Source organism: Bacteroidota bacterium (assembly GCA_016706255.1).
Lineage (GTDB): Bacteria > Bacteroidota > Bacteroidia > Chitinophagales > BACL12 > UBA7236.
In genome coordinates this window covers 159,975-183,424 of sequence record JADJJZ010000011.1, presented here as the reverse complement: position 1 = coordinate 183,424, position 23,450 = coordinate 159,975, and the positions used below count along the sequence as shown (strand labels likewise).

Here is a 23,450-nt window from a genome sequence, read left to right as displayed (position 1 = left end):
ACGTTTTATTGTTTAACAAATTTCTGCGTCACTGAATTAATACCATCTTCCATTTTAATAAAATAAACCCCTGCAGCGACGCCTTGTAAATCGATGGTGATATTATTTTCAGATGTTGTAATTGTTTTTACAATTTGGCCAAGTGCATCAGTTATACAAATTGTTTTTTCCGTTGAAAAATCGGTTTCAATTGTGATGAAATTATTTGCCGGGTTTGGATAGAGCGAAAAATTACTTTGGGTAATATTATCTCCTTCTCTACATGGCACACTCACTCCTATTGCATTTGAATTTTTATAACAACCTGTTGCAGCTTTTATAACACGACATTTATAATTACCGGATGTAGTTGCGGTATATGTTAATGATGTAGCACCAGCAATTGGATTAGCGCCTTTATACCATTGGTAGGTACATCCTCCAACTGAAACTTCAGTTAATACCCCACTTCCACCTGCACAAAATGTTGTTGGGCCTCCGGCAGAGATTGTCGCATTAGGATTTTTATTTTCTGTCACAACTATTGCTGCCGATAATGTTGTATCACAATCGCTATATGTTTCACAAGTATAGGTTCCAGTTTTTGAAGCGGAAATAGAAGATGAAGTTGCACCAGGTATATTTATTCCATTCCTTTTCCATTGTACTGTTGAACCGGAGTATGTTGCATTTAAAATAACAGAACCGCCAGTGCAAAATGATGTAGAACCAGTTGGAGAAATAATTATTGTTTCTGTTATTTCACCTTCATCAATTAATCCATTACAATTATCGTCGAGGTGGTTGCACAATTCAGACTCACCTTCGGTGCAGAAAGGTAAGAGTTTTGTTACCCAAAAGTCAAATGATCCAATGTTTACGGCTGTTTTATCGCCGGAAATTCCACCGTATGATGTCCCACCAATAATATAACCCCCGTCAGCAGTTTCTTGCACAGTGCTATAAAGATAGTCATCACCATAAGGCCATGGACCAGCAGATCCGATGGTATTTTCCCATTGAATGATTGTTCCTGAATAATCGAGTTTCACGATCCAAAATCCCATCCATATTCTCCGCCTGAGAAATTATTTTCAGATTTATCAGTGCTTATTCCGCTGTTTGAATATCCACCTATGATATAACCACCCTCTGCTGTCTGAAAAACACTAACACATTCGTCATTATCAGTGCCTCCAATAGTATTATCCCAAACAATATTTCCGGAGCCGTTCAATTTAATTATCCAATAATCCTTCCATTCGCACCAACCAGTAATGTTGTTTTCAGATTTATCGGCAGAAATGTTTGAGCATGAACTTCCTCCTAAAATATATCCACCATCACTAGTTTGTCTAACAGAAATTAAAACATCTTCACCACTACCACCGATTGTATTCTGCCAGGTAATAAAACCAGAGCTATTTAATTTCACAACCCAATAATCACCTGCACCCTTGCTTGCTTCTGTTTTATCACCTGATATTCCTGAAGTTGAATACCCACCTAAAATAAAACCTCCATCTGAGGTTTGTTGCAATGAAGTTAAATCGTCAGTAGAACTCCCCCCAATAGTATTTTGCCATTCAATGTTCCCTGAACTATTTAGTTTCAATACCCAAAAATCATAGGTGCTGAAATCACCAATTGAGGCCTCTGTTTTATCCCCTGAAATTCCAGAAAATGATCTTCCTCCTATTAGGTATCCACCATCTTCAGTTTGATCCAAGCAAGTATAGTAATCGTACCAATTCCCTCCGATCGTATTTTCCCAAACCATATTTCCCGATGCATCCAATTTTATGATCCAATAATCAGGCCCACCAAAGTTGATTTCTGTTTTAACGCCAGATATCCCCGAAGAGGAATAGCCGCCTGCTATATAACCACCATCACTCGTTTGGTTAATTGTGATTAGCACGTCGTCAGCACTTCCTCCAATTACATTTTGCCATTCAATATTTCCTGCTAGATCTAATTTAATGATCCAGTAATCAAATCCACCGTATCCCTCTTCAGTTTTATCACCGCTAATTCCAAATGCACTTCTGCCACCCAAAATATATCCGCCATCAGTAGTTTGTTCAATGCTGTATAAAGTTTCGCTTAAACTTGAACCAATGGTTTTCTGCCATTCAATTGCAGGAGCTTGGGAAAAGGAGCAAGGAATGAGGAGCAAGGAGATAAAAAATTGTATAATGAAATTTTTCATAAGAAATATTTAAATTATCTAGCTATTGGATAATTAATTTTTGTTCAAATTGAAAATTGTTGTTGAATATTTTCACCAAATAAATTCCTGATGGTTGATTTTCAAATTGAATTAATTCACTTATAATTCCATCAGTATTATTTATTTCTATTGAATAAATAATTTGACCTAGTTGATTATATATTTCAAGATTAGAATTTGAATTGCTATTTAATTCTGCAGAAATTGTAAAACTATTTGTTGCCGGATTCGGATAAATAGAAAATAAATTATTCTCTTCTATTAATTCCCCTTCCCTACACGGCACACTAACCGCAATTGCATTTGAATTTTTAAAACAACCTGTCGCAGCTTTGGTAACACGACATTTATAATTACCGGATGTGGTTGCGATATACGTTAATGATGTTGCTCCTGCAATTGGAGTTGCGCCTTTATACCATTGATAAGTGCACCCTGCAACCGCAACTTCAGTTAATACAACACTACCACCAGCACAAAAAGTTGTAGGGCCTCCGGCAGAGATACTTGCATTGGGATTTTTAATTACGTTGACGAAAATGGGGGTTGATTCAGCTGTACCGCATGCACTGGTTGTTACACAGGTATAATTACCTTTTGTTGTAACATTATATGTTGTGCTTGTTGCACCGGGGATATTGGTGCCATTCTTTTTCCATTGAACACTTGCTCCTGTATAAGTTGCAGTTAATAAAACACTTCCGCCTTGGCAAAAAGAAATTGGTCCGCCAGCGGTGATGGAAATTGTTTCGGTGATGCCATCGTCGATGAGGCCGTTGCAGTTGTCGTCGAGGGAGTTGCAAACCTCTGGCTCAGGAGTACATTCACTAGCCAACTTCACAACCCAATAATCAAAATTACCCATCGATCCTTCAGATTTATCAGCAGAAATTTCAGATATTGACCAACCGCCTATAATATACCCTCCATCGGTTGTCTCATGAATAGCGCACCATCCATCATCATTACTTCCTCCAATTGTATTTTGCCATTTTATTTCGCCGTTGCTTAGAAGTTTGATAATCCAAAAATCAGCATTATCCCCGAGTGTATCTTCGGTTTTGTCACCTGAAATACCTGACAAAGAAAATCCACCAAGGATGTAACCTTCGTCGCTAGTTTGTTCAATGGTATACAAGATATCTTCGGAACTTCCACCTATCGTATTTTGCCATAAAATATTTCCTGAGCTACCTAGTTTTATTACCCAATAATCTCCGTAATATGATCCGCCTATTAGATTTTCAGTTTTATCGCCCGAAATCCCTGACAGACTATACCCACCTAATATATAACCTCCATCTGTGGTTTGTTGAATTGAATATAAAATGTCATTATTATTTCCACCAATAGTATTTTGCCACTCAATTAAACCATCACTATTAAGTTTTACGACCCAATAGTCAGTTAATCCAATAGAGTTTTCTGTTTTATCAGCCGAAATATTAGATGAAGAATTACCTCCAATAATAAATCCGCCATCTGAAGTCATTTGGATAGAATATAATAAGTCACTACCAGAGCCTCCAATTGAATTTTGCCAAGTAATGCTGCCGAACTGGTCAAGTTTTATGATCCAAAGATCATATTCTCCAGCTGATGCTTCTGTTTTATCACCAGAGATTCCAGAGTAGGAATAACCGCCTAAAATGTAGCCTCCATCAGGAGTTTGATAAACCGCCCTCAGGTCGTCACTTGAGTTCCCACCAATCGTATTTTGCCACTCAATTTCACCATTATTATTAAGTTTAATCACCCAATAATCAGAACTACCCTGTGATGCCTCAGTTTTATCTCCGGATATACCAGAAGTAGAAGTCGCGCCTAATATGTAACCGCCATCAGCAGTTTGTTCAAAAGCATATATTAAATCGTATTTGCCACCTCCAATAGTGTTTTCCCATTCCACTACTCCTGCGTTGTCGAGTTTTACAATCCATAAATCATTTGATCCATTAGATGGATTACTTTTGTCTCCAGAAATACCTGAGTAAGAATCACCACCGATTATATAACCACCATCAGATGTTTGTTGTATACAATAACTAAGATCACTGCTATTTCCACCTATTGTATTTTGCCACTCAATATCCGGACTTTGTCCATACATGAAGTGGAAACCTATTATTAAGTTTACTAAAAGAGTGGCTTTTTTCATTTTTATTATTGTTTTATAAATTTCTGTGTTATCGAATTATTACCATCTTCCATTTTAATAAAATAAACACCTGAAGCGATACCTTGTAAATCGATAGTGATATTATTTTCAGATGTGGTAATTGTTTTTACAATTTGGCCGAGTGCATCTGTTAAATAAATTGTTTTTTTAGTTGAAAAATCGGTTTCAATAGTAATGAAATTATTAGCCGGGTTAGGATAGATTGAAAATGTGTTTTCAAGTGTATTATTTTCTTCTCTGCACGGCACACTCACTGCAATCGCATTTGAATTTTTATAACAACCGGTTGCTGTTTTGGTAACACGACATTTATAATTTCCGGATGTTGTTGCAGTATACGTTAATGAAGTTGCTCCGGCAATTGGCGATGCGCCTTTATACCATTGGTAAGTGCTACCGCCAACGGGAGTTACATTTAATAAAACACTACCACCTGTGCAAAAAATTGTTGGCCCATCGGGTGAAATAAATGCAGAAGGATTTTTATAAACGTTGACAAATATTTCATTTGACTGCGCCGTGTCACAATCACTAATTGTTTCACAAGAATAAGTTCCTTTTGATGTGGCACTATAACTAGAGGTTGTTGCACCGACAATAGGCACTCCATTTTTTTTCCATTGCACATTTGTTCCGGTAAAAGTGGCATTGAGCTCAACTGATCCGCCTGGGCAAAATGCAGTTGGTCCTAGTGCAACTATCGTGCATGTTTCTGTAACATCGTTATCAATTAATCCGTTGCAATCATCATCAATTCCATTGCAAGTTTCAAAATCAGGAGAACAAGGACTACCTGCAATTTTTACAATCCAATAATCATAATCACCTGTCACACCAAAAACCGGCTCTGATTTATTTCCGGAAACAGGTGAAATGGATTCACCACCAATAATAAATCCTCCGTCAGGAGTGACGGCAACCGTTTCAAGTAAGTCGGAATTATTTCCACCAATTGTTTTTTGCCATTCAATAAAACCGGATTCGTCTGTTTTAATAAGCCAATAATCATTCGTAAAAGGATGTGCAACATCCCAATTGGGTGCAGTTTTATCTCCGGTTGCAGTAGATTGGGAATAAGCCCCAATAATTAATCCACCATCAGCAGTTTGTTGTAGTGACTGTCCACCATCAGCGTAGTTTCCTCCTATTGTTTGTTGCCAAATTAACTCCCCTGTGATGTTTAATTTTAATAACCAAATATCCGAAAAGTTTTCACCGCCAACGGTGCCTTCAGTTTTTAATCCTGAAGCGGTAGAATTAGAAGAGCCACATGCAATATAATTTCCGTCTGCTGTTTGAATAATATCTCGAATATTATCACCTTGATCACCACCAATAGTTTTATCCCATTCAATAACACCGGAAGCATTAATTTTTACTATCCAATAATCAGTTGATCCAAATCCATTTTCCGATTTTTCCCATGAAGCCGCAGCTGAGGAAGTGCCACCAATAATATAACCACCATCCATTGTTTGTTTAATACAATATGCATCATCGTAACTATTACTTCCTATTGTTTTTTGCCATTGAATAATACCGAGACTATTTAATTTAACTACCCAATAGTCAGTTGATATCAATCCACCTGGAGCATCTCGGTTGTGTTCATTCTTGTCTCCACCTATATCTGAATATGAAGTTGAACAAAGAATATAACCACCATCAGCGGTTTGAATAACCGGTGCGTATAAATAATCCTGGTTCGTCCCGCCAATCGTATTTTGCCATTGAATTGCACCCGAGCTATCTAATTTTAAAATCCATAAATCATATGCATCCCAATTATTTTCATTTTTATCATAATCAAGACCTGAAGTAGAATAACCTGAAAGGATAAATCCACCATCATTAGTTGGTTTTATCGCACCGAGTGTTTCATAATTATTTCCTTGGATTGTATTTTGCCATTGGATGACACCGATTGAATTAACTTTAACCACCCAATAATCACTAGATCCTTTGCATGTTTCAGTTTTATCACCCGAAATTTTACTTTCAGAAAACCCACTCATAATATAACCGCCATCAGGGGTGGGTTCTATCGTACCTAAGTATTCATAGCCATTTCCACCAATAGTTTTTTCCCATTCTATTTCAGGTGCTTGAGCAAAAGTATAAGTTACTAATAAATTACAAAATAAAAGTGTAAATACATTTTTCATGTTATTGGCTTTATTGTTTAATAAATTTCTTCGTCACCGAATTAATACCATCTTCCATTTTAATAAAATAAACTCCGGAAGCTATGCCATTTAAATCGATGGTGATATTATTTTCAGATGTGGTAATTGTTTTTACAATTTGGCCGAGTGCATCTGTTATATAAATTGTTTTCTCAGTTGAAAAATCTGTTTCAATGGTGATGAAATTATTGGCCGGGTTTGGATAGAGCGAAAAAGTGTTTTCGATAATATTATTTTCTTCCCTACACGGCACACTCACCGCAATTGCATTCGAATTTTTATAACAACCTGTTGCAGCTTTGGTAACACGACATTTATAATTACCGGATGTAGTTGCAGTATACGTTAATGATGTTGCACCTGCAATTGGCGATGCGCCTTTATACCATTGGTAAGTACATCCAGCAACCGCAACTTCAGTTAATACCACACTCCCACCTGCACAAAAAGTTGTTGGGCCTCCGGCAGAAATACTTGCATTGGGGTTTTTAATTACGTTGACAAAAATTGGGGTTGATTCTACTGTACCACATGCACTGGTTGTTACACAAGTATAATTACCTTTTGTTGTAACATTATAAGTAGCTCCTGTTGCACCGGGAATATTTGTGCCATTTTTTTTCCATTGCAAAGATGCTCCTGAATAAGTTGCTGTTAATAAAACACTTCCGCCCTGACAAAAAGAAATTGGTCCGCCAGCGGAGATGGAAATTGTTTCGGTGATGCCATCGTCGATGAGGCCGTTGCAGTTGTCGTCGAGGGAGTTGCAGAGTTCGGGAACTGCTATACAGTCGGCAGCTAATTTAACAATCCAGTAGTCTTCAAAAGGGCCAACCAGAAACATTTCTGAGTCTTCGGTTTTATCACCTGAAATGTCTGATTTAGACGAGCCGCTTATTAAATAACCGTTATCAGGGGTTTGAATTATACCATATGCAAAATCATTATCTGAACCACCAATAACTTCATCCCAAACAATTTCACCATTGTGGTTTAATTTCATAATCCAAAAATCATTACCACCCATATTGCCTTCGGTTTTATCACCACCTATTCCTGCATTATTATAACCGCAAACTATTAGACCACCATCAACAGTGGAATTTATATCGGTGTAGTAATCAATATTCAAACTGCCAATTGCCTGATCCCAAATTATATTTCCAACACTATCAATTTTGATAATCCAAAAATCTCTGTTATTATTAGTTAACGCTTCCGTTTTATCACCTGACATTCCTGAAATGGAATAACCACCAATATAAAAATAATCCCCAACAGATCTAACATCCACAACATAATCATAGTTATCACCACCAATAGTTTGTTGCCACAAAATATCACCGGCCGAGGAAAGTTTAAATATCCAATAATCGAGACCGCCTTTATTATTTTGTGTTTTATCACCTGAAATATTTGAATCTGACTGAGCAGCTACAATTAGTGACCCATCATTTAAAGATTGAATATCCATTGGAAAATCTGATCCGGCACCACCAATAGTATTTTCCCAAATTATGTCACCATCTGTATTAATTTTTATTATCCAGCAATCATAACTACCGTTTCCAATTTCTGCTTTTTGTGCGTGTGCACCTATTGTTGCATAACAAATTAGAACACAGTTACCATCAGCACTTTGAGTAATATTCCTAATGTAATCTTCGCCCGGACCACCAAAAACTTTATCCCATAATATTGTTCCTGTAGGGCTTAATTTTACGAGCCATCCATCGCCATGTGTCGTTCCTCCATTACAATTTTGCGTTTTTACACCTGAAATATTTGATAAAGAAGAACCACCTAATAAATAACTTCCGTCGTTTAATTGGATAGCTGTATACAACGTTTCATTTTTATTTCCACCTAGGGATTTTTGCCATTCTAATGCACCGGTGTTATCCAATTTAACTACCCAAAAATCATGAACTCCATACAAAGGAGCGGTTTTATCTCCGGAAGGCGGACCAGTTGTATAGCCACAAACCAAATATCCACCATCATCAGTAAGAATGGAAGTTGTTACCCAGTCCGGTGAATAGGAACCTATTGTATTTTGCCACTCAATATCCGGACTTTGTCCATAGATGAAGTGGAAACATATTATTAAATTTAATAAAAGGGTAGCTTTTTTCATTTTTTTATTGTTTAACAAATTTCTGCGTAACCGAATTAATCCCATCTTCCATTTTAATAAAATAAATTCCTGAAGCGATGCTTTGTAAATCGATGGTGATATTATTTTCAGATGTGGTAATTGTTTTTACAATTTGGCCGAGTGCATCTGTTATATAAATAGTTTTTTCGGTTGAAAAATCGGTTTCAATGGTGATGAAATTATTTGCAGGATTTGGATAGATGTTCAATTCATTTTTAATTATTTCACCTTCCTTACATGTCACACTCACCCCAATTGCATTTGAATTTTTATAACAACCGGTTGCTGTTTTGGTTACGCGACATTTATAATTACCGGCTGTAGTTGCAACATATACATTTGTTGTAGCACCTGCTAAAGCACTTGCACCTTTGTACCATTGATAGGTGCTGCCACCAACAGGTGTTTCAGTAAGTGTAACACTGCCACCGGCGCAAAACGTTGTTGGTCCACCTGCTGTAATTTGTGCTTTAGGATTTTTGTTAATAGCAACTGCAATTGTATTTGAAGTAGCTGTGTTACAAATACTAGTAGTTTGGCAAGTATAATTTCCTGCAGCCGAGGCTAAATAAGTAATTGCGGTTGCACCTGCTATGTTAACGCCATTCTTTTTCCACTGAAGTGAAGTTCCGGTATGTGTGGCAGTTAATAATACATTTCCGCCCTGACAAAATGTGGTAGCACCACCAGCAGTTATTGAAATAGATTCAGTAATGTCTTCATCTACAACTGCATCACAATCGTCATCAATACCGTTGCAAGTTTCAGTAAATGCATAACAACCTGTTCCTTCTAATTTCATTACCCAATAATCGGCATCTCCAAATGAGTCGTCGGTTTTTTCACCACTGGCATTGCTGTAAGAATAACCACCAATAATAAATCCTTCATCTGCTGTTGCGCTTATAGCATTTGCATAATCACCTCCGGCACCACCAATTACTGTTTGCCATGTAATACTTCCTGTTGATGTAATTTTTAAAATCCAATAATCCCATGAGCCGGTATTTGCTTCTGTTTTATCACCGCTTATTAAACTTTGTGAATAACCGGCAATTGCATAACCGCCATCTGTTGTTTGATTAATTGCATTTACAAATGCATAATCATTACCTGTTCCACCAATTGAATTCTGCCATGTTATCGTTCCACTGTTATCTAATTTTACCACCCAAAAATCATATAAGCCATTTGTGTTATCCGTTTTATTTCCTGTTAATCCACTTTCGCTCATACCACAGGCAATTGAACCACCTTCTGCAGTTGGAATTACGGTATATAAATAATCATTTAATGTACCACCAATAGTGCGTTCCCAAACCACTGTGCCACTTACATCTAATTTCACGATCCAATAATCTACAACACCATAATTTCCCGCAGTTTTATCACCGCTGATACCACTGGTTGATGTGCCACCTAAAATGTAGCCACCATCTGCAGTTTCGTATGCTGAATAAAGATTATCGAACATAACACCGCCAATATCATTTTGCCAAACAATATTTCCTAATGCATCAGTTTTAATTACCCAATAATCAGAATTACCAACGCGGTTTTCAGTTTTATCTCCACTGATTCCTGAATCAGAAGTTCCGGCAAGAATAAATCCACCGTCGGATGTTGGTTGTGCATTATACAGTTGATCATTTCCTAATCCACCATAACTTCTATCCCACTCTACCACACCATCTGCATTCAACTTTACAATCCAGTAATCATAACCACCTTTATTACTTTCCGATTTATCGCCCCAGCCTCCGCCACTTAGCGATTGACCACCTAAAATAAAACCGCCGTCAGGAGTTTCCTCAACAGAGTAAAAACGATCAAAATTGCCACCACCAACGGTGTTTTCCCATTCCACATTTCCTAAGGCATTTAATTTCACGATCCAATAATCATCGCCACCTAAATTATCTTCAGTTTTATATCCGCTAATATTGCCATCAGAATATCCACCCATAATATAACCGCCATCAGATGTTTGACCGATGGAGTTTAAAAAATCATATCCTGAACTGCCAATAGTTTTCTGCCATTGAATTGCAGGGGCTTGTGCGTTCATGTTCATGCTTAATAACAATAAACAGATACTTAAAAATAATGGGGTTGTAAATTTTGTCATTAGATTAATTTATTTGATGAATGAATATGTTTAAAAAGATGATTTTATTTATTGTTTAATAATAGTTTCAGTTTTATAGAAATTGCCGGTAAATAACGTAATTTGATAAACACCGTTTGGAATGTGTAACAAATTAATGGTTTGAGTATTTTCAAATTGATTCAAATTTGATCTTTCGTTGTAAATAATTTGCCCCATGGAATTTGTTATAATTATAATTGGAACTTGACCTTCAACTACAGGTATATTACTTTGAATAGTTACAAATCCGTTTGTAGGGTTTGGAAAAATATCAAATGCCATACTTGAAATTAATTCTTCCATTTCTTTACATGGAATGGAAACTAAAACAGGATTAGAAATAGTATTACAACCGGAAGCTGTTTTGGTTACTTTACAAGTATACGTTCCCGGTGTTGAAGCTGTGTAATTAATTGAAGTTGCTGCGGCAATCACAACATCATTTTTATACCATTGATATGATAATCCCGCACCGGTATTAGCTGAAAGTACAACATTCCCTCCCGCGCAAAAAACAACCGGTCCGCCTGCAGTGATTGCTGCTGTGGGATTTTTCGGAACGGTAACTACAATATCTGAGGATAATGCAGACCCGCAATCAGTTGTAATTCTACAACTATAAGTTCCTTTTGTTGTTGCTTTATAAACGGCATAATGTTCACCAGTTATATTATTTCCATTTCGTTTCCATTGTAATGTTCCGTTGCCGGTATAAGTTGCATACAAAGGAACGTACCCACCTTCGCAAAATGTTGTAGTATTGGTTGCTTCTATCGATATACTAGGTGCTGCGCCTTCATCAACATTACCATCACAATCTTCGTCATAATCATTACATACTTCAGTAGTTGGAACACATTCATCGCCTGCCAATCTAATTAACCAATAATCGTCCCTATTTGTACCGTCATAATATTCAAAGGCATTTTCGGTTTTATTACCTGAAATATCTGAATTGGAATTACCTCCCATAATTACACCGCCATCCGGCATTAATTCCAGGGATGCGAAATTCTCATAACTCAGACCACCATAGACATTTTGCCATGTTATATTTCCCAGCGCATCTAATTCCAGCAACCAAAAATCACTATAACCAATATAATCAACGGTTTTTTCAGCACCAATTCCTGAAGTTGAATAACCTGCAAGAAAATATCCGCCATCAGGTTTTTCTCTAATTTGACAAGAAGCATCTGTTTGCGTTCCACCAATTGTTTTTTGCCAGGTAATTGCCCCACTGGTATTTAATTTAATTACCCAAAAATCGTCCATTCCCCTGCAAGGCGATGTCTTATCTCCGGTAACATTTGATTTAGAAGTTCCGGCAACAATATAACCACCATCCATAGTTTGTCGAATGCTTGTAACAGCATCATCGTTATTTCCGCCTATGGTATTTTGCCATTCAGGATTTCCTGTTGCACTTACTTTTATTATCCAGTAATCAAAACTGTTGTTAAAACAAGCTTCTGTTTTTTCTCCTGAAATTCCTGATTTAGAATAACCGCCCAAAATATATCCACCATCTGCAGTTAAATCTAAACTAGTCAATTTATCTTCATTCACACCATCAATAGTGTTTTGCCACATAATATTTCCGAATGCATCTATTTTTACAATCCAATAACTCGAGCCACCAATATTAAATTCAGTTTTATCACCGGAAATTTTTGAAAATGAATATCCGCCAAGAATATATCCACCATCAGGTGTTTGACGGATTGCTTGAATATAATCGTCACCTGCTCCACCGATTGTATTTTGCCATTCAATGTCACCGGTTGAATTTAATTTCACAACCCAATAATCTTTAGTATGTACACCGCCTGGCGTTAAAAAACAATTTTCGGTTTTATCGCCACCAATTAATGAACCTGAAGAGGCGCCAACAATACATCCTCCATCCGGAGTCGCTTCAATACAATCAACGTCATCGCTGCTCAAACCTCCAATTGTATTTTGCCACAGAATATTACCAGCCGGATTTAATTTTAATACCCATGCATCACCATATACTAAAAGACCTCCAACCTGATCTTCAGCTTTATCACCATACGCTGCGCCACCAGATTCGCCTCCAATAAAAATATTTCCATCATCAGCTACATCAATAGCATATAAATAATCACCATCTCTAGACCCGATGGTGTTGTCCCAATAAATGGTTGGTAATTGTGCGGATAAAATATTACTACTCATCAATAACCCAACAACGCAATAGAAAAAGTATTTATAGTTCATAAAATGATTTATTGCTTAATAATTTTTTCAAAATAAGTATTTCCGTTTGATGTAATCGAAATAAAATACATGCCCGATTGTAATGAGGCAATATTTATATCAGCCCCAGACAAATTACCTGATAAAACTACCTTGCCATTTAAATCGGCAATCGTATAAGTTCCCGATTCAATATCTTCCTGCGAAAAAACAGTTATGGTATTTGTAGCAGGATTGGGAAACACAATTAACGCAGGAGCAATATCACTTTCGTCACCACCTATTTTACAACTTGCCGTAGTGAAATTTTGTAAGGATGAAAATTCAGAAAACTCAGCTCCACATTTAGTCCTTATTTTCCATTCATAAGTTGCATCACAATTTAATCCGGGTATAGTGCGTTGTTTTGCATTACCGAGAACATTTAATTTAGTCCACCCTCCTACACCTACCTGCCGATACCACAATTGAAATTTATCGGCTTCCTGATTTGGTGCCCATAGCAATTTCGCTGAACTTGCAGTTATATTTGTAACACCTGCTATGGAAGGTGGAAAACAACCGCCTGTAGCACCAGCTAAAATTGGTGCGAGGCTGCTTGCATTAAAGCATAATCATGTATCGTAATTTTATCTGCAACGCTATCAATACTAACCCGTAACCAACCATAATATTTATTTGGTCCGACTTTTATACGCAAGGCAGCAAACTGATATTCGGAATCTAAAAATTGTCCATCCGCAGCAACAACATTTTCATAATTCCAATAAGCCATCCATGGGTCAACACTATTCGTCAAGTCTATCCCTACACCAATATTTTCTTCTGCCGAAAATAAATCGACAAATCCATCATTACCACCAACAAAATTGTCGTTGTAAACAAACAATTCCATTCTGTTGGTATTGTAATTAGATGGCCAGATACTCCAGTAAGCTACTTGAGCCATAATTCCAAAATCATGATTCCCATCGGCGTTAATATCAAGTTCATAAAACAAAAAATCGGAACAATAAAACTCTTCCCCCGGCACAGGTATGCAGGTCGGTTCAGGATTAAGGACCACATCCGGATCTAAGTCGGTATATACAATTTGTCCGTTTATTTGTCCGCCAAAAATTATCGGTATCGCCATTGCGGAATACGATATTAGTTTTGATTGTTGCGATTTGATATTTTTTTTCATGATATCAATTTTATACTTATTGTATGATTAATTTTTCTGAAATGGTATTACCATCAAAATTTGTAATAACGATATAGAAACCTGCCGGTATACCGGAGATATTTATTGCTGTTGTTGCATTAGTTAAAGTTGTGCTTAATACTACCTTTCCTGTAATATCGGCAAGTGTTACACTTCCAACCACAAATGTTGTTTCATAACTGATAGTTACAATTCCGTTAGCAGGGTTAGGATAAAGCTCAATGAATGAACGTTCATTCATATTTGCCTCACGCAAAGGCAATGTAGTAAATGTATTTAAAGCTGTAAACTCGCCAAACTCACCGTCGAGGCATTTAGTCCTTATTTTGTATTCGTAAGTAGTTTCAGGTGTTAATGATTTTAATACTTTAGAATTTGTTGTAGTTGTTTTTTTCAATCCATGTTGGCGTTCCTACAGGACGATACCAGATTTGGAATAATTCGATACTTGGTATTGGGTTCCAGTGAACAGTTGCTTTAATTGCAGTAATGTTATCTGCATAAGCACCAAAAGGAACAGGGCAAATTTCAGGTAATAATTTAATTGCCCAGAAATCGATTCCACCAAAACCGGCAATTGTTTTATCGCCATTTACATTTGTGCTGCTGTAACCGCCGAGCATATAACCATTGTCGTTTGTAACCTGCACATCTACTAAATTATCGCTTTTATTTCCGCCAATGGTATTATCCCATTTTATTACACCAAGTTCATCAATTTTCACTAACCAATAATCATCCAAACCAATAGAAGCCTCAGTTTTATCACCGCTTAAAGGGCTGGATGAAGTTCCTGCAATCATATATTCACCATCGCTTGCCTGCATCACTTTATTTACAATATCAGAACCGGTGCCCCCTATTGTATTTTGCCATTCGATATTTCCGGAAGCATCTAATTTAATTACCCAATAGTCGTTGTTGCCGATATTAGCTTCTGTTTTATCACCACTAATTCCGCTGTTTGATTTACCGCCTACTAAATATCCACCATCTCCTGTTTGAACAATGCTGGCAGGAATTTCTTCTGTTGCAGCACCAAGTGTATTTTGCCATTCGATGTTGCCTGAATTATCCAACTTTAATATCCAGTAATCATTACCTGCAGCAGCTTCTGTTTTATCGCCGCTAATTCCACTTGTAGAACCACCTGCAACGATATAGCCACCATCTGTAGTAAGCGAAATATCAAATAAATTATCAGAACCATTTCCACCTATGGTGTTATCCCATTCAATATTTCCTGAAGCATCTAGTTTTACAATCCAATAGTCAATAAATCCCTGACCAGCTTCTGATTTATCACCGCTCAATCCGCTATCGGAATAACCGCCTGCAATATATCCGCCGTCAGGTGTTTGATGAATGATATGTAAATAATCATAGGCATCACCACCAATGGTATTTTCCCAAACAATATTTCCGGAACCGTCTATTTTTATTATCCAAAAATCCTGAGCACCATTTTTATTTTCTGATTTATCGGCAGTGCTGTCACTAAAAGAAGTACCACCTAAAATATATCCACCATCTGCAGTTGGTTCCACATTATTTAAATAATCGTTTTGTGTGCCGCCAATTGTATTTTGCCATTCGATATTACCATCTGCATCAGTTTTAATGATCCAGTAATCGTATAAACCAACTTTATCTTCGGTTTTATTTCCGTTGATGCCGCTGTTTGAATATCCGCCAAAAATATAACCTCCGTCGGGTGTTTGACGCGAAGAAGTAAGATAATCGGAGGCAGTTCCTCCGTATACACCCTGCCATTGAATACCCGGTGATTGTGCTATAACCGTATTACATCCAAGCACAATAGCAGTGCTTACCAAAAAGGTTTTAACCTTTGTCATGTGTGTTGATTTGCTCATGATTTTTCGTTATTGATGAATAAATTGAATTGTTTGTGCTAGATTGTTTTGAACAATTGTAATATAATAAATGCCGACAGGTAAATTATTTAAATTTACTTCCGTTGTAAAATTTTTGTCTGAAATATTAAATTCATTTATTTTTCTTCCGGTAACATCGTATAAAGCCATATTTGCTTCAGCAGGTAGTAATCCATTAATAATTATTTTTTCACCTGCCGGGTTTGGCGCAACGGTATAATTTGAAATCAAATTATTTTCAGAACGTAAAGACAAAGTGGTAAAAGAATAAATTTCTGAGAAATCACCATAACTGCCATCTGCACATAAAACACGAATTTTATATTCATAATCTGTTTCCGGCATTAATGATTTAAGTGTTTTAGAATTGACAGCGGTTGTTTTTTTAATCCAAGGGCCGATTCCAGTTTGTCTGTACCAGATTTGATAATTATCTGCGCCCAAAATATTATCCCAATGAATAGTTGCTTTATTCGGTGTGATATTATTTGCAAAAATGCCAACAGGAATCGGGCATATTTCCGGATAATTTTTTATTATCCATAAATCAGCAAAATCAGCAATACCATTATTCGCCTCTGTTTTATCGCCTGATATGCCCGAATAAGAAAACCCTCCAAGCAAAACGCCGCCATCAGCTGCAATTGGCATTTCTAATACATAGTCGTAACCATCTCCACCAATAGAATTTTCCCAGATGATATTGCCATCACTGTCAATTTTAATTATCCAAATATCTATCGTAAACTCAAAAGTGCCGGTTGTTTTGTTACCGGAAATTTGTGAGGAAGAATTACCGCCAATTAAAAAATTACCATCCGACAAAGCTGTTACACAGGTTGCATAATCGCCACTATCGCCGCCATAAATTTTTTCCCATATCAAATTACCGTTCGCATCCAATTTAATTATCCAATAGTCATCATATCCAAACCCGCCAAAAGCTGTTGTGGATTTTTCGCCGGAGGCATCGGAAGATGACCCTCCAATTGCCAGATATCCGCCACCTGGAATTTCTGTTATATCATTTAAATAATCAGGATTATTTCCGCCAATTGTATTTTCCCATTCTATAATTCCTGATGCATCTAATTTTACAATCCAATAATCATAATAGCCATAACAATTTTCTGATTTATCTGCACCAGCCTCAGAATAAGAATAACAACCCAGAATTAATCCTCCGTCTGATGTTTTTTTCATCGATGTCAGGTAATCGCCCAGCAATCCCCCTATTGTTGTTTGCCAAATAATGTTGCCTGTTTCATTTATTTGAACAATCCAGACATCCATGGCATATGCATTTTCAGTTTTATCAGCGCCTATCTCTGAACTTGATTGTCCGCCTAAATAAAAACTGCCGTCTTCATTTTCAATAACACAATAAAGTTCATCATCAAAACCACCACCTATTGTATTTTGCCATAGAATATCTCCTGTTGCATTAAGTTTTAATACCCAATAATCAGCATAAAAAGGACCACTAATGCGGCTTTCTGTTTTGTCGCCACCAATACCTGAATATGAAAAACCTGCTGCCAGATAACCGCCATCTGCTGTTGGAATGATATCTCTGAGTTCATCATCTTTATTTCCACCAATTGTATTTTCCCATTCAATATTGCCTGCTGCATCTGTTTTTACAATCCAATAATCTGTAGTTGCGGATAAACCCATGTTATTTTCCGATTTATCACCACTGCTTGCAGATGTACTTGTTCCACCTAAAATGAAACCATCATCTAAAGTTTTTTTACAACTATAAATTACATCTTCTTTATTTCCACCAATCGTATTTTGCCACTGAATTTCCGGTGCCTGCGCGTATATTTTAAAAATTCCTTCAACACAAAAAATACCACATATTATTGTATTGCGGAAAGCGCTTGAATTTAGCAACTTATAAATTACGGATATTCTGATCATTGGAACCTAATTAAATTTTAATAAATTTATTGGAAGAAATATTATTTTCTGCATGACAATTAATATAATAAATACCGGAAGGTAAATTTTCAATATTAATTTCAATTAACATTTCATTTGTTTCAAATTCCATTATCACGCTGCCAATTCCATCGGTAATTGTTACTGTTTTAGGATTTGCATCGGTAGATTCCAAAGTAATTAATGAAGTAGCAGGATTTGGGTAAATTACCAAATCATTATTATTCATTATTCCTTCTTTACAAGTTGCATTTACCGCAATTACATTTGAATTTTTATAACATCCGGTTGCAACTTTTGTAACACCACATCTGTAATTTCCTGAAGTAGTTGCAACATAATTTAATCCTGTAGCACCAACAATGGGAGCACCACCTTTATACCATTGATACACACAACCTGCAATAGGCGCTTCAGTTAATGTTACGCTGCCACCGGGACAAAAGGAAGTTGGTCCGATTGCAGTTATTCCTGCATTTGGATTTTTATTTACCGTAACCACCACCGGACCGGAAGAAACAGAACCACATGCGCTGCTGGTAGTAACCGCATACATACCCGTTTTATTTGCAACATAGGTATCAGCAGTTGCGCCCGGAATATTGGAGCCGTTGCGCGTCCATTGTACATCATCGCCACTGTATTCCGAAATCAATAAAACAGTATTTCCCTGACAAACACTTGTCGCTCCATCAGGATAAGCCACTGCGAACATCGCAATATCATCATCTACCATTCCGTTACAATCGTCGTCGATGCCATTACATATTTCATCTTCCGCAATACAATCCGTTTCCAGTTTAATTGCCCAAAAATCGGCAATACCATAAAATGGCGTTGTTTTATTTCCTGACACAGGCGACATAGAAGTTCCTGAAATAATAATCGAGCCGTCTGCATTTATATCTAATCCACCACTTAAATCTTCACCATTTCCGCCAATTGTTTTTTGCCAGATGATATTACCGGTTTCATCAACTTTAATTACCCAGTAATCGCCGTACGAAAATCCACCATAAGTTCCTTCTGTTTTATCACCGGAAATGCCTGTAGGTGTATATCCATTTATGATATAACCGTTATCTGCTGTTTGATGTAATCCGGTTAGCACATCACGTGCAGATCCACCAATGGTATTTTGCCAGGTGATATTGCCTAAATCATCCAATTTTAAAATCCAATAATCATCGGACCCTAAATTTGCTTCAGTTTTATCGCCTGTAATTCCGGATGATGAATATCCGCCAATTAAATAACCACCATCTGATGTCTGAATTACATCACTCAACGCATCCATATCACTGCCACCGATGGTATTTTGCCATACAATATTTCCGGTTGCATTTAATTTCAATATCCAATAATCATAAGCACCGTTGCTGTTTTCTGTTTTATCACCCGATAAATTTGAAATGGATGAACCGCCTACAATATAGCCACCATCAGTAGTTTGGCGCAGTGTAACCAATAAATCGCTTCCGCTTCCGCCGATTGATTTTTGCCAGAGTATATTACCTGTTGCATCCAGTTTTAAAATCCAAAAATCATCCAATCCCTTGCTTGCTGTAGTTTTATAGCCATTAATTCCACCCGCAGAAAATCCGCCGATAATATACCCACCATCAGCGGTAGGATGTATCGAAGTACACATATCATTTTTATTTGTCCGCAGTGAATTTTGCCAAGTAATTGCACCGGTATTATCGAGTTTTAAAACCCAATAATCCTGTTCACCCAAATTGCTTTCAGTTTTATCACCTGAAATTCCGGAACTGGAATATCCACCAATAATAAATCCGCCATCCGGTGTTTGATGTGCATCGTATAATACATCGTAAGCAGAACCGCCGATTGCATTTTGCCATTGGATTGTTCCCGTGGCATCAGTTTTAATTACCCAAAAATCGGTAGCGCCATTCGAGTTTTCTGTTTTATTTCCGGTAATCGAAGAATAAGAATCGCCTGCAAAAAAGTAACCGCCATCTGATGTGCTGAGAGCAACGTTCATAAAATCGGCTTCGGTTCCGCCGTAGGTTTGCTGCCATTCAATGGCGGGTGCTTGAGCGGATAAATGAAGGTTCGTTCCAAAAAGGAAAAGGAATAAAAATAAAGTACAAAGGTTGAGGAGCAATTTACGCATAGTTGTGTGTTTTGTTAATAAAAAATTACCCATTTCCCGCAAAATGCTAACGCAGAAAACATGGGGTGTTTCAGTACTAAAAATAACCATCCAAAACCTTTTCACCAAAAATTATCAAAAAATAACCGGCCTTTTGTGACATATGCCCAAAAAGTAATTGGTTTTCAGGCGTTCCTGCCGGTTTAATTCTACGTTAATTTCATTGTTTTCCACAAGCTTTTTTTACTAATTCATTCAAATTATTCAACTTTGAGGCAATGAGGAAAATTTTATCTGTTTTATGTTTGGTTTTGGCAGCATTTTTTGTTGATGCTCAAACCGCAACTTTATCAGGTAAAGTTACCGATGCCGGCACCGGCGAAACCCTGCCCGGCGTTAATATTATTCTCACAGGAACTACAATGGGTGCCATTTCCGATTTTGATGGAATATATACCATCAGCGGCATTCCGGCCGGGGAATACAATATTCAGTTTACTTACATCGGTTACGAAAAAACGCTGTTTACTGCCCAGAAATTTACCGAAGGCGAACAAAAAAAGCTGGATGTAAAGCTGAAAACTACGGTGCTCACGTTTGATGATGCGGTGGTGATTTATGGCGACAAACCTCTGGTGGATGTAGAAGACGCCAAAACCAGCACCACGCTTACTTCCAAGGAAATTGACCTGCAACCTGTTCGCCAGATTCAAAGTGTGGTAAACATGCAAACCGGCGTTGTTCAAAGTGCTGATGGGGTGCATATTCGCGGTGGGAGGAGTTATGAAACAGGTTTTTATATTGATGATGTTTCTGCCCGTGACCCCTTGAGCGGAACGGGTTTCGGGATAGATATCGGAACAAATAGTATTGCCAAAATTGACGTAACTACCGGTGGTGCAGGTGTGGAATATGGTAACGCTACTGCAGGTATTGTAAATACACAAACCAAATCGGGCGACGAAAAATTTGAATTTAATGCAGGCTATAAACGCGATAATTTCGGATTTAACGAAACAGCCGGCAGCACCTGGAACCAACAGGTAATGGAGCTCGGAATGGGCGGTCCGCTTGCTTTTAAGAAGAAACTGACGTTTTATACTACACTAAAAACCAATTTCAGCGACACCTTTATTCCCAATTCTCCAAATGGTGCCGGCGCCGCTGCCGAGCAGGTGGTTTCATCTTTATATCCCAATACACAATGGTCGCCATACCAGGATAACCGCTGGGCGGGCATGTTGAAGTTGGATTACAAATTTGACCCCAAGCGCCGACTCAGTTTCACGTATTTAAAAAGTATCACCATTAATCAGGATTATAACATGTTGCGCGTTACCGGAAACGATGTGAGTTTTAATCCCGGATATCAATTCCTGTTTGCCTTACAGCCCGATAATGCCAATACTTATACCCACGATACCAATCTCGAAACCATAAAATGGAGCCAGACTGTCAGCAATACGCTGAGTTACCAGATTACCGCTTCCCGTTTATATGTAAAACTACGTGCAGATGCCAACGGTGCTCCATGGCGACCTGATGTGGTGAATACCGAGTTTGACCCGGAAAGTATTGTCACCTACCCTGCTACGGTTTTTAACCCTGACGACAGTATTGTTTTTGTAAATCCCGGTCCTGGTTTATACAATAATGGCGGTATTGCAACATTATGGCACGACCATTATGTGTTGGAATATACCATTCGTGCTTCAGCAAATATTTATTCGAAAGACACGCGCAATAAATTATTTTTCGGAACAGAATTAAAACCACAGGAGTATCAGTGGATCGATATTACACGTCCTTGGATAGGCGCACCGATTCAATTAGCCGATGGCACTTATTCGCAATCATATCGTTTGGGTGATATCAGTGATGTATGGAAAGTAAATCCACTTTCAGGTGCTTTATTTATTTCCGATAAATTAAAATATTTAGGATTAATTGCAGAAGCCGGTTTACGACTCGAATATTGGTTTCCGGGGAAATTTTTGGATGATGCAGTTGCCGATCCGACGACTACAATTGCAGATGCTTTCAGAGATGCATATTACAACGATAGTTATGGTTTAGGTGAACGCAGATTTAAAATGCGTTTGTTACCGAAATTTTCAGCTTCGTTTCCAATTAAAGAAAATCAGGTATTGTTTTTTAATTACGGACACAGCACGGTAATGCCGCATCCCAGCTATGTTTACACGGGTATGGACCCATATTTTGCCGACCGTTCAACATTAGGTTTTATTGGCAATCCTGATTTAAATCCTGAGGTAGATATTGCGTATGAATTGGGATTAAAATCATCTATAACATCAAATGATGCCATTAATGTAACTGCATTCTGGAAAGATAAATATGATTTTATTACCTCCAGTACCGTATTAATTGAAGATGCTACAGGAAGAGAAGTTGCCAGAACAATAAGAATAAATTCAGATTATGCTCGTGTGCGTGGTATTGAGGTTGCTTATTTAAAACGTGTACAAAAATGGTTTAGCGGAAGTATTTCGTTAAGTTACAGTATTGCAACGGGCCAAAGCTCATCCGCATCAGAAGCATTGGGCAATATTTTAGCAACAGGAAATTCAGAAACATCAATTGAAACACCACTTGCATGGGATAGTCCGATTGATGCAAAAACATATTTAATTTTCATGCTCGATAATGATAAAGGTGCATTTGGAAAAACATGGATTAATAAAATGACCTTTTATACGGAAGCCATTTACAGAACCGGTAAACGCTATACACCTTACGAATTAACAGGATACGAAGCAATATCAGGCAGACCAATTTATGAAATTGTTTCTGATCCTGTAAAAAGATATTCTGAAATTGGCGCAAGTAATTTTTGGCTGAATATTACTTACAAAAAATGGTGGGATTTAAAGACGACACAACTGGCATTTACTTTTGAGCTGACGAATGTATTAAATACATTAAATACTGCAATTGTAAATCCGGTTACAGGCGAGGCATATGCCTACGGCGACCCGGTTCCGAGCGAATGGCGCGACCCTGCATTTATCGACCCGCGTGACCCCCGTTCATACGGAACTCCACCGGATAATCCTGCAAGATATTACGAACAACGTCACTTGTTATTAGGTTTAAGCTGGAAGTTTTAATACACTTAATTTTATAGGATTGTTTTATATTTAATTTTTATACA

The 23,450-nt window shown here is 37.4% G+C and carries 14 protein-coding genes; 1 reads left to right on the top strand and 13 read right to left on the bottom strand.

All coding sequences use genetic code 11. The features are described from left to right. Positions 1 to 5 precede the first annotated feature (5 nt). From IPI65_15245 to IPI65_15185, 13 genes are all read right to left on the bottom strand, one after another. Positions 6 to 1,046 (bottom strand): T9SS type A sorting domain-containing protein, encoded by a 1,041-nt coding sequence (locus tag IPI65_15245; GenBank protein ID MBK7442829.1) that lies wholly within the window; start codon positions 1,044 to 1,046, stop codon positions 6 to 8. Next, positions 1,028 to 2,191 carry a T9SS C-terminal target domain-containing protein gene (locus tag IPI65_15240; protein ID MBK7442828.1) on the bottom strand — a complete coding sequence of 388 codons (1,164 nt, stop codon included), beginning with the start codon at positions 2,189 to 2,191 and terminating at the stop codon, positions 1,028 to 1,030. The genes IPI65_15245 and IPI65_15240 overlap by 19 nt, the downstream gene beginning before the upstream one ends. A gap of 22 nt (positions 2,192 to 2,213) precedes the next feature. Beyond that, positions 2,214 to 4,370 (bottom strand): T9SS type A sorting domain-containing protein, encoded by a 2,157-nt coding sequence (locus tag IPI65_15235; GenBank protein MBK7442827.1) that lies wholly within the window; start codon positions 4,368 to 4,370, stop codon positions 2,214 to 2,216. Positions 4,371 to 4,375: 5 nt separating this feature from the next. Further along, the gene (locus tag IPI65_15230; protein MBK7442826.1) at positions 4,376 to 6,556 is read right to left on the bottom strand and encodes a T9SS type A sorting domain-containing protein; all 2,181 of its coding nucleotides are present in this window, start codon (positions 6,554 to 6,556) and stop codon (positions 4,376 to 4,378) included. A 10-nt stretch (positions 6,557 to 6,566) separates the two neighbouring features. Then, positions 6,567 to 8,714, bottom strand: a complete 2,148-nt coding sequence (locus tag IPI65_15225; protein ID MBK7442825.1) for a T9SS type A sorting domain-containing protein — start codon at positions 8,712 to 8,714, stop codon at positions 6,567 to 6,569. Positions 8,715 to 8,718: 4 nt separating this feature from the next. Further along, positions 8,719 to 10,863 carry a T9SS type A sorting domain-containing protein gene (locus IPI65_15220; GenBank protein ID MBK7442824.1) on the bottom strand — a complete coding sequence of 715 codons (2,145 nt, stop codon included), beginning with the start codon at positions 10,861 to 10,863 and terminating at the stop codon, positions 8,719 to 8,721. 48 nt (positions 10,864 to 10,911) lie between these two features. After that, positions 10,912 to 13,128 (bottom strand): T9SS type A sorting domain-containing protein, encoded by a 2,217-nt coding sequence (locus tag IPI65_15215; GenBank protein MBK7442823.1) that lies wholly within the window; start codon positions 13,126 to 13,128, stop codon positions 10,912 to 10,914. An 8-nt stretch (positions 13,129 to 13,136) separates the two neighbouring features. Further along, on the bottom strand, positions 13,137 to 13,613 hold the full coding sequence (locus tag IPI65_15210; GenBank protein MBK7442822.1) for a T9SS type A sorting domain-containing protein: 477 nt from the start codon (positions 13,611 to 13,613) through the stop codon (positions 13,137 to 13,139). 71 nt (positions 13,614 to 13,684) lie between these two features. After that, positions 13,685 to 14,293, bottom strand: a complete 609-nt coding sequence (locus IPI65_15205) for a hypothetical protein (GenBank protein ID MBK7442821.1) — start codon at positions 14,291 to 14,293, stop codon at positions 13,685 to 13,687. Positions 14,294 to 14,309: 16 nt separating this feature from the next. Further along, positions 14,310 to 14,711, bottom strand: coding sequence for a T9SS type A sorting domain-containing protein (locus IPI65_15200; GenBank protein ID MBK7442820.1), 402 nt, complete (start codon positions 14,709 to 14,711; stop codon positions 14,310 to 14,312). Next, positions 14,683 to 16,170 carry a T9SS C-terminal target domain-containing protein gene (locus IPI65_15195; GenBank protein ID MBK7442819.1) on the bottom strand — a complete coding sequence of 496 codons (1,488 nt, stop codon included), beginning with the start codon at positions 16,168 to 16,170 and terminating at the stop codon, positions 14,683 to 14,685. The genes IPI65_15200 and IPI65_15195 overlap by 29 nt, the downstream gene beginning before the upstream one ends. 27 nt (positions 16,171 to 16,197) lie before the next feature. Further along, positions 16,198 to 18,135, bottom strand: a complete 1,938-nt coding sequence (locus IPI65_15190; protein MBK7442818.1) for a T9SS type A sorting domain-containing protein — start codon at positions 18,133 to 18,135, stop codon at positions 16,198 to 16,200. Between the two features lie 10 nt (positions 18,136 to 18,145). Then, the gene (locus IPI65_15185; protein MBK7442817.1) at positions 18,146 to 20,296 is read right to left on the bottom strand and encodes a T9SS type A sorting domain-containing protein; all 2,151 of its coding nucleotides are present in this window, start codon (positions 20,294 to 20,296) and stop codon (positions 18,146 to 18,148) included. Between the two features lie 257 nt (positions 20,297 to 20,553). Here IPI65_15185 and IPI65_15180 point away from each other — a divergent pair, with 257 nt between their 5' ends. Beyond that, positions 20,554 to 23,406 (top strand): TonB-dependent receptor, encoded by a 2,853-nt coding sequence (locus IPI65_15180; protein ID MBK7442816.1) that lies wholly within the window; start codon positions 20,554 to 20,556, stop codon positions 23,404 to 23,406. Positions 23,407 to 23,450 lie beyond the last annotated feature (44 nt).

What these genes read in the sequence shown, in the direction of transcription:
- IPI65_15190 (MBK7442818.1), bottom strand. Translation starts at nt 18,135, where the DNA reads ATGATCAGAATATCCGTAATTTATAAGTTGCTAAATTCAAGCGCTTTC.
- IPI65_15205 (MBK7442821.1), bottom strand. Translation starts at nt 14,293, where the DNA reads ATGAAAAAAAATATCAAATCGCAACAATCAAAACTAATATCGTATTCC.
- IPI65_15215 (MBK7442823.1), bottom strand. Translation starts at nt 13,128, where the DNA reads ATGAACTATAAATACTTTTTCTATTGCGTTGTTGGGTTATTGATGAGT.
- IPI65_15180 (MBK7442816.1), top strand. Translation starts at nt 20,554, where the DNA reads ATGAGGAAAATTTTATCTGTTTTATGTTTGGTTTTGGCAGCATTTTTT.
- IPI65_15195 (MBK7442819.1), bottom strand. Translation starts at nt 16,170, where the DNA reads ATGACAAAGGTTAAAACCTTTTTGGTAAGCACTGCTATTGTGCTTGGA.
- IPI65_15220 (MBK7442824.1), bottom strand. Translation starts at nt 10,863, where the DNA reads ATGACAAAATTTACAACCCCATTATTTTTAAGTATCTGTTTATTGTTA.
- IPI65_15235 (MBK7442827.1), bottom strand. Translation starts at nt 4,370, where the DNA reads ATGAAAAAAGCCACTCTTTTAGTAAACTTAATAATAGGTTTCCACTTC.
- IPI65_15230 (MBK7442826.1), bottom strand. Translation starts at nt 6,556, where the DNA reads ATGAAAAATGTATTTACACTTTTATTTTGTAATTTATTAGTAACTTAT.
- IPI65_15240 (MBK7442828.1), bottom strand. Translation starts at nt 2,191, where the DNA reads ATGAAAAATTTCATTATACAATTTTTTATCTCCTTGCTCCTCATTCCT.
- IPI65_15245 (MBK7442829.1), bottom strand. Translation starts at nt 1,046, where the DNA reads ATGGGATTTTGGATCGTGAAACTCGATTATTCAGGAACAATCATTCAA.
- IPI65_15185 (MBK7442817.1), bottom strand. Translation starts at nt 20,296, where the DNA reads ATGCGTAAATTGCTCCTCAACCTTTGTACTTTATTTTTATTCCTTTTC.
- IPI65_15225 (MBK7442825.1), bottom strand. Translation starts at nt 8,714, where the DNA reads ATGAAAAAAGCTACCCTTTTATTAAATTTAATAATATGTTTCCACTTC.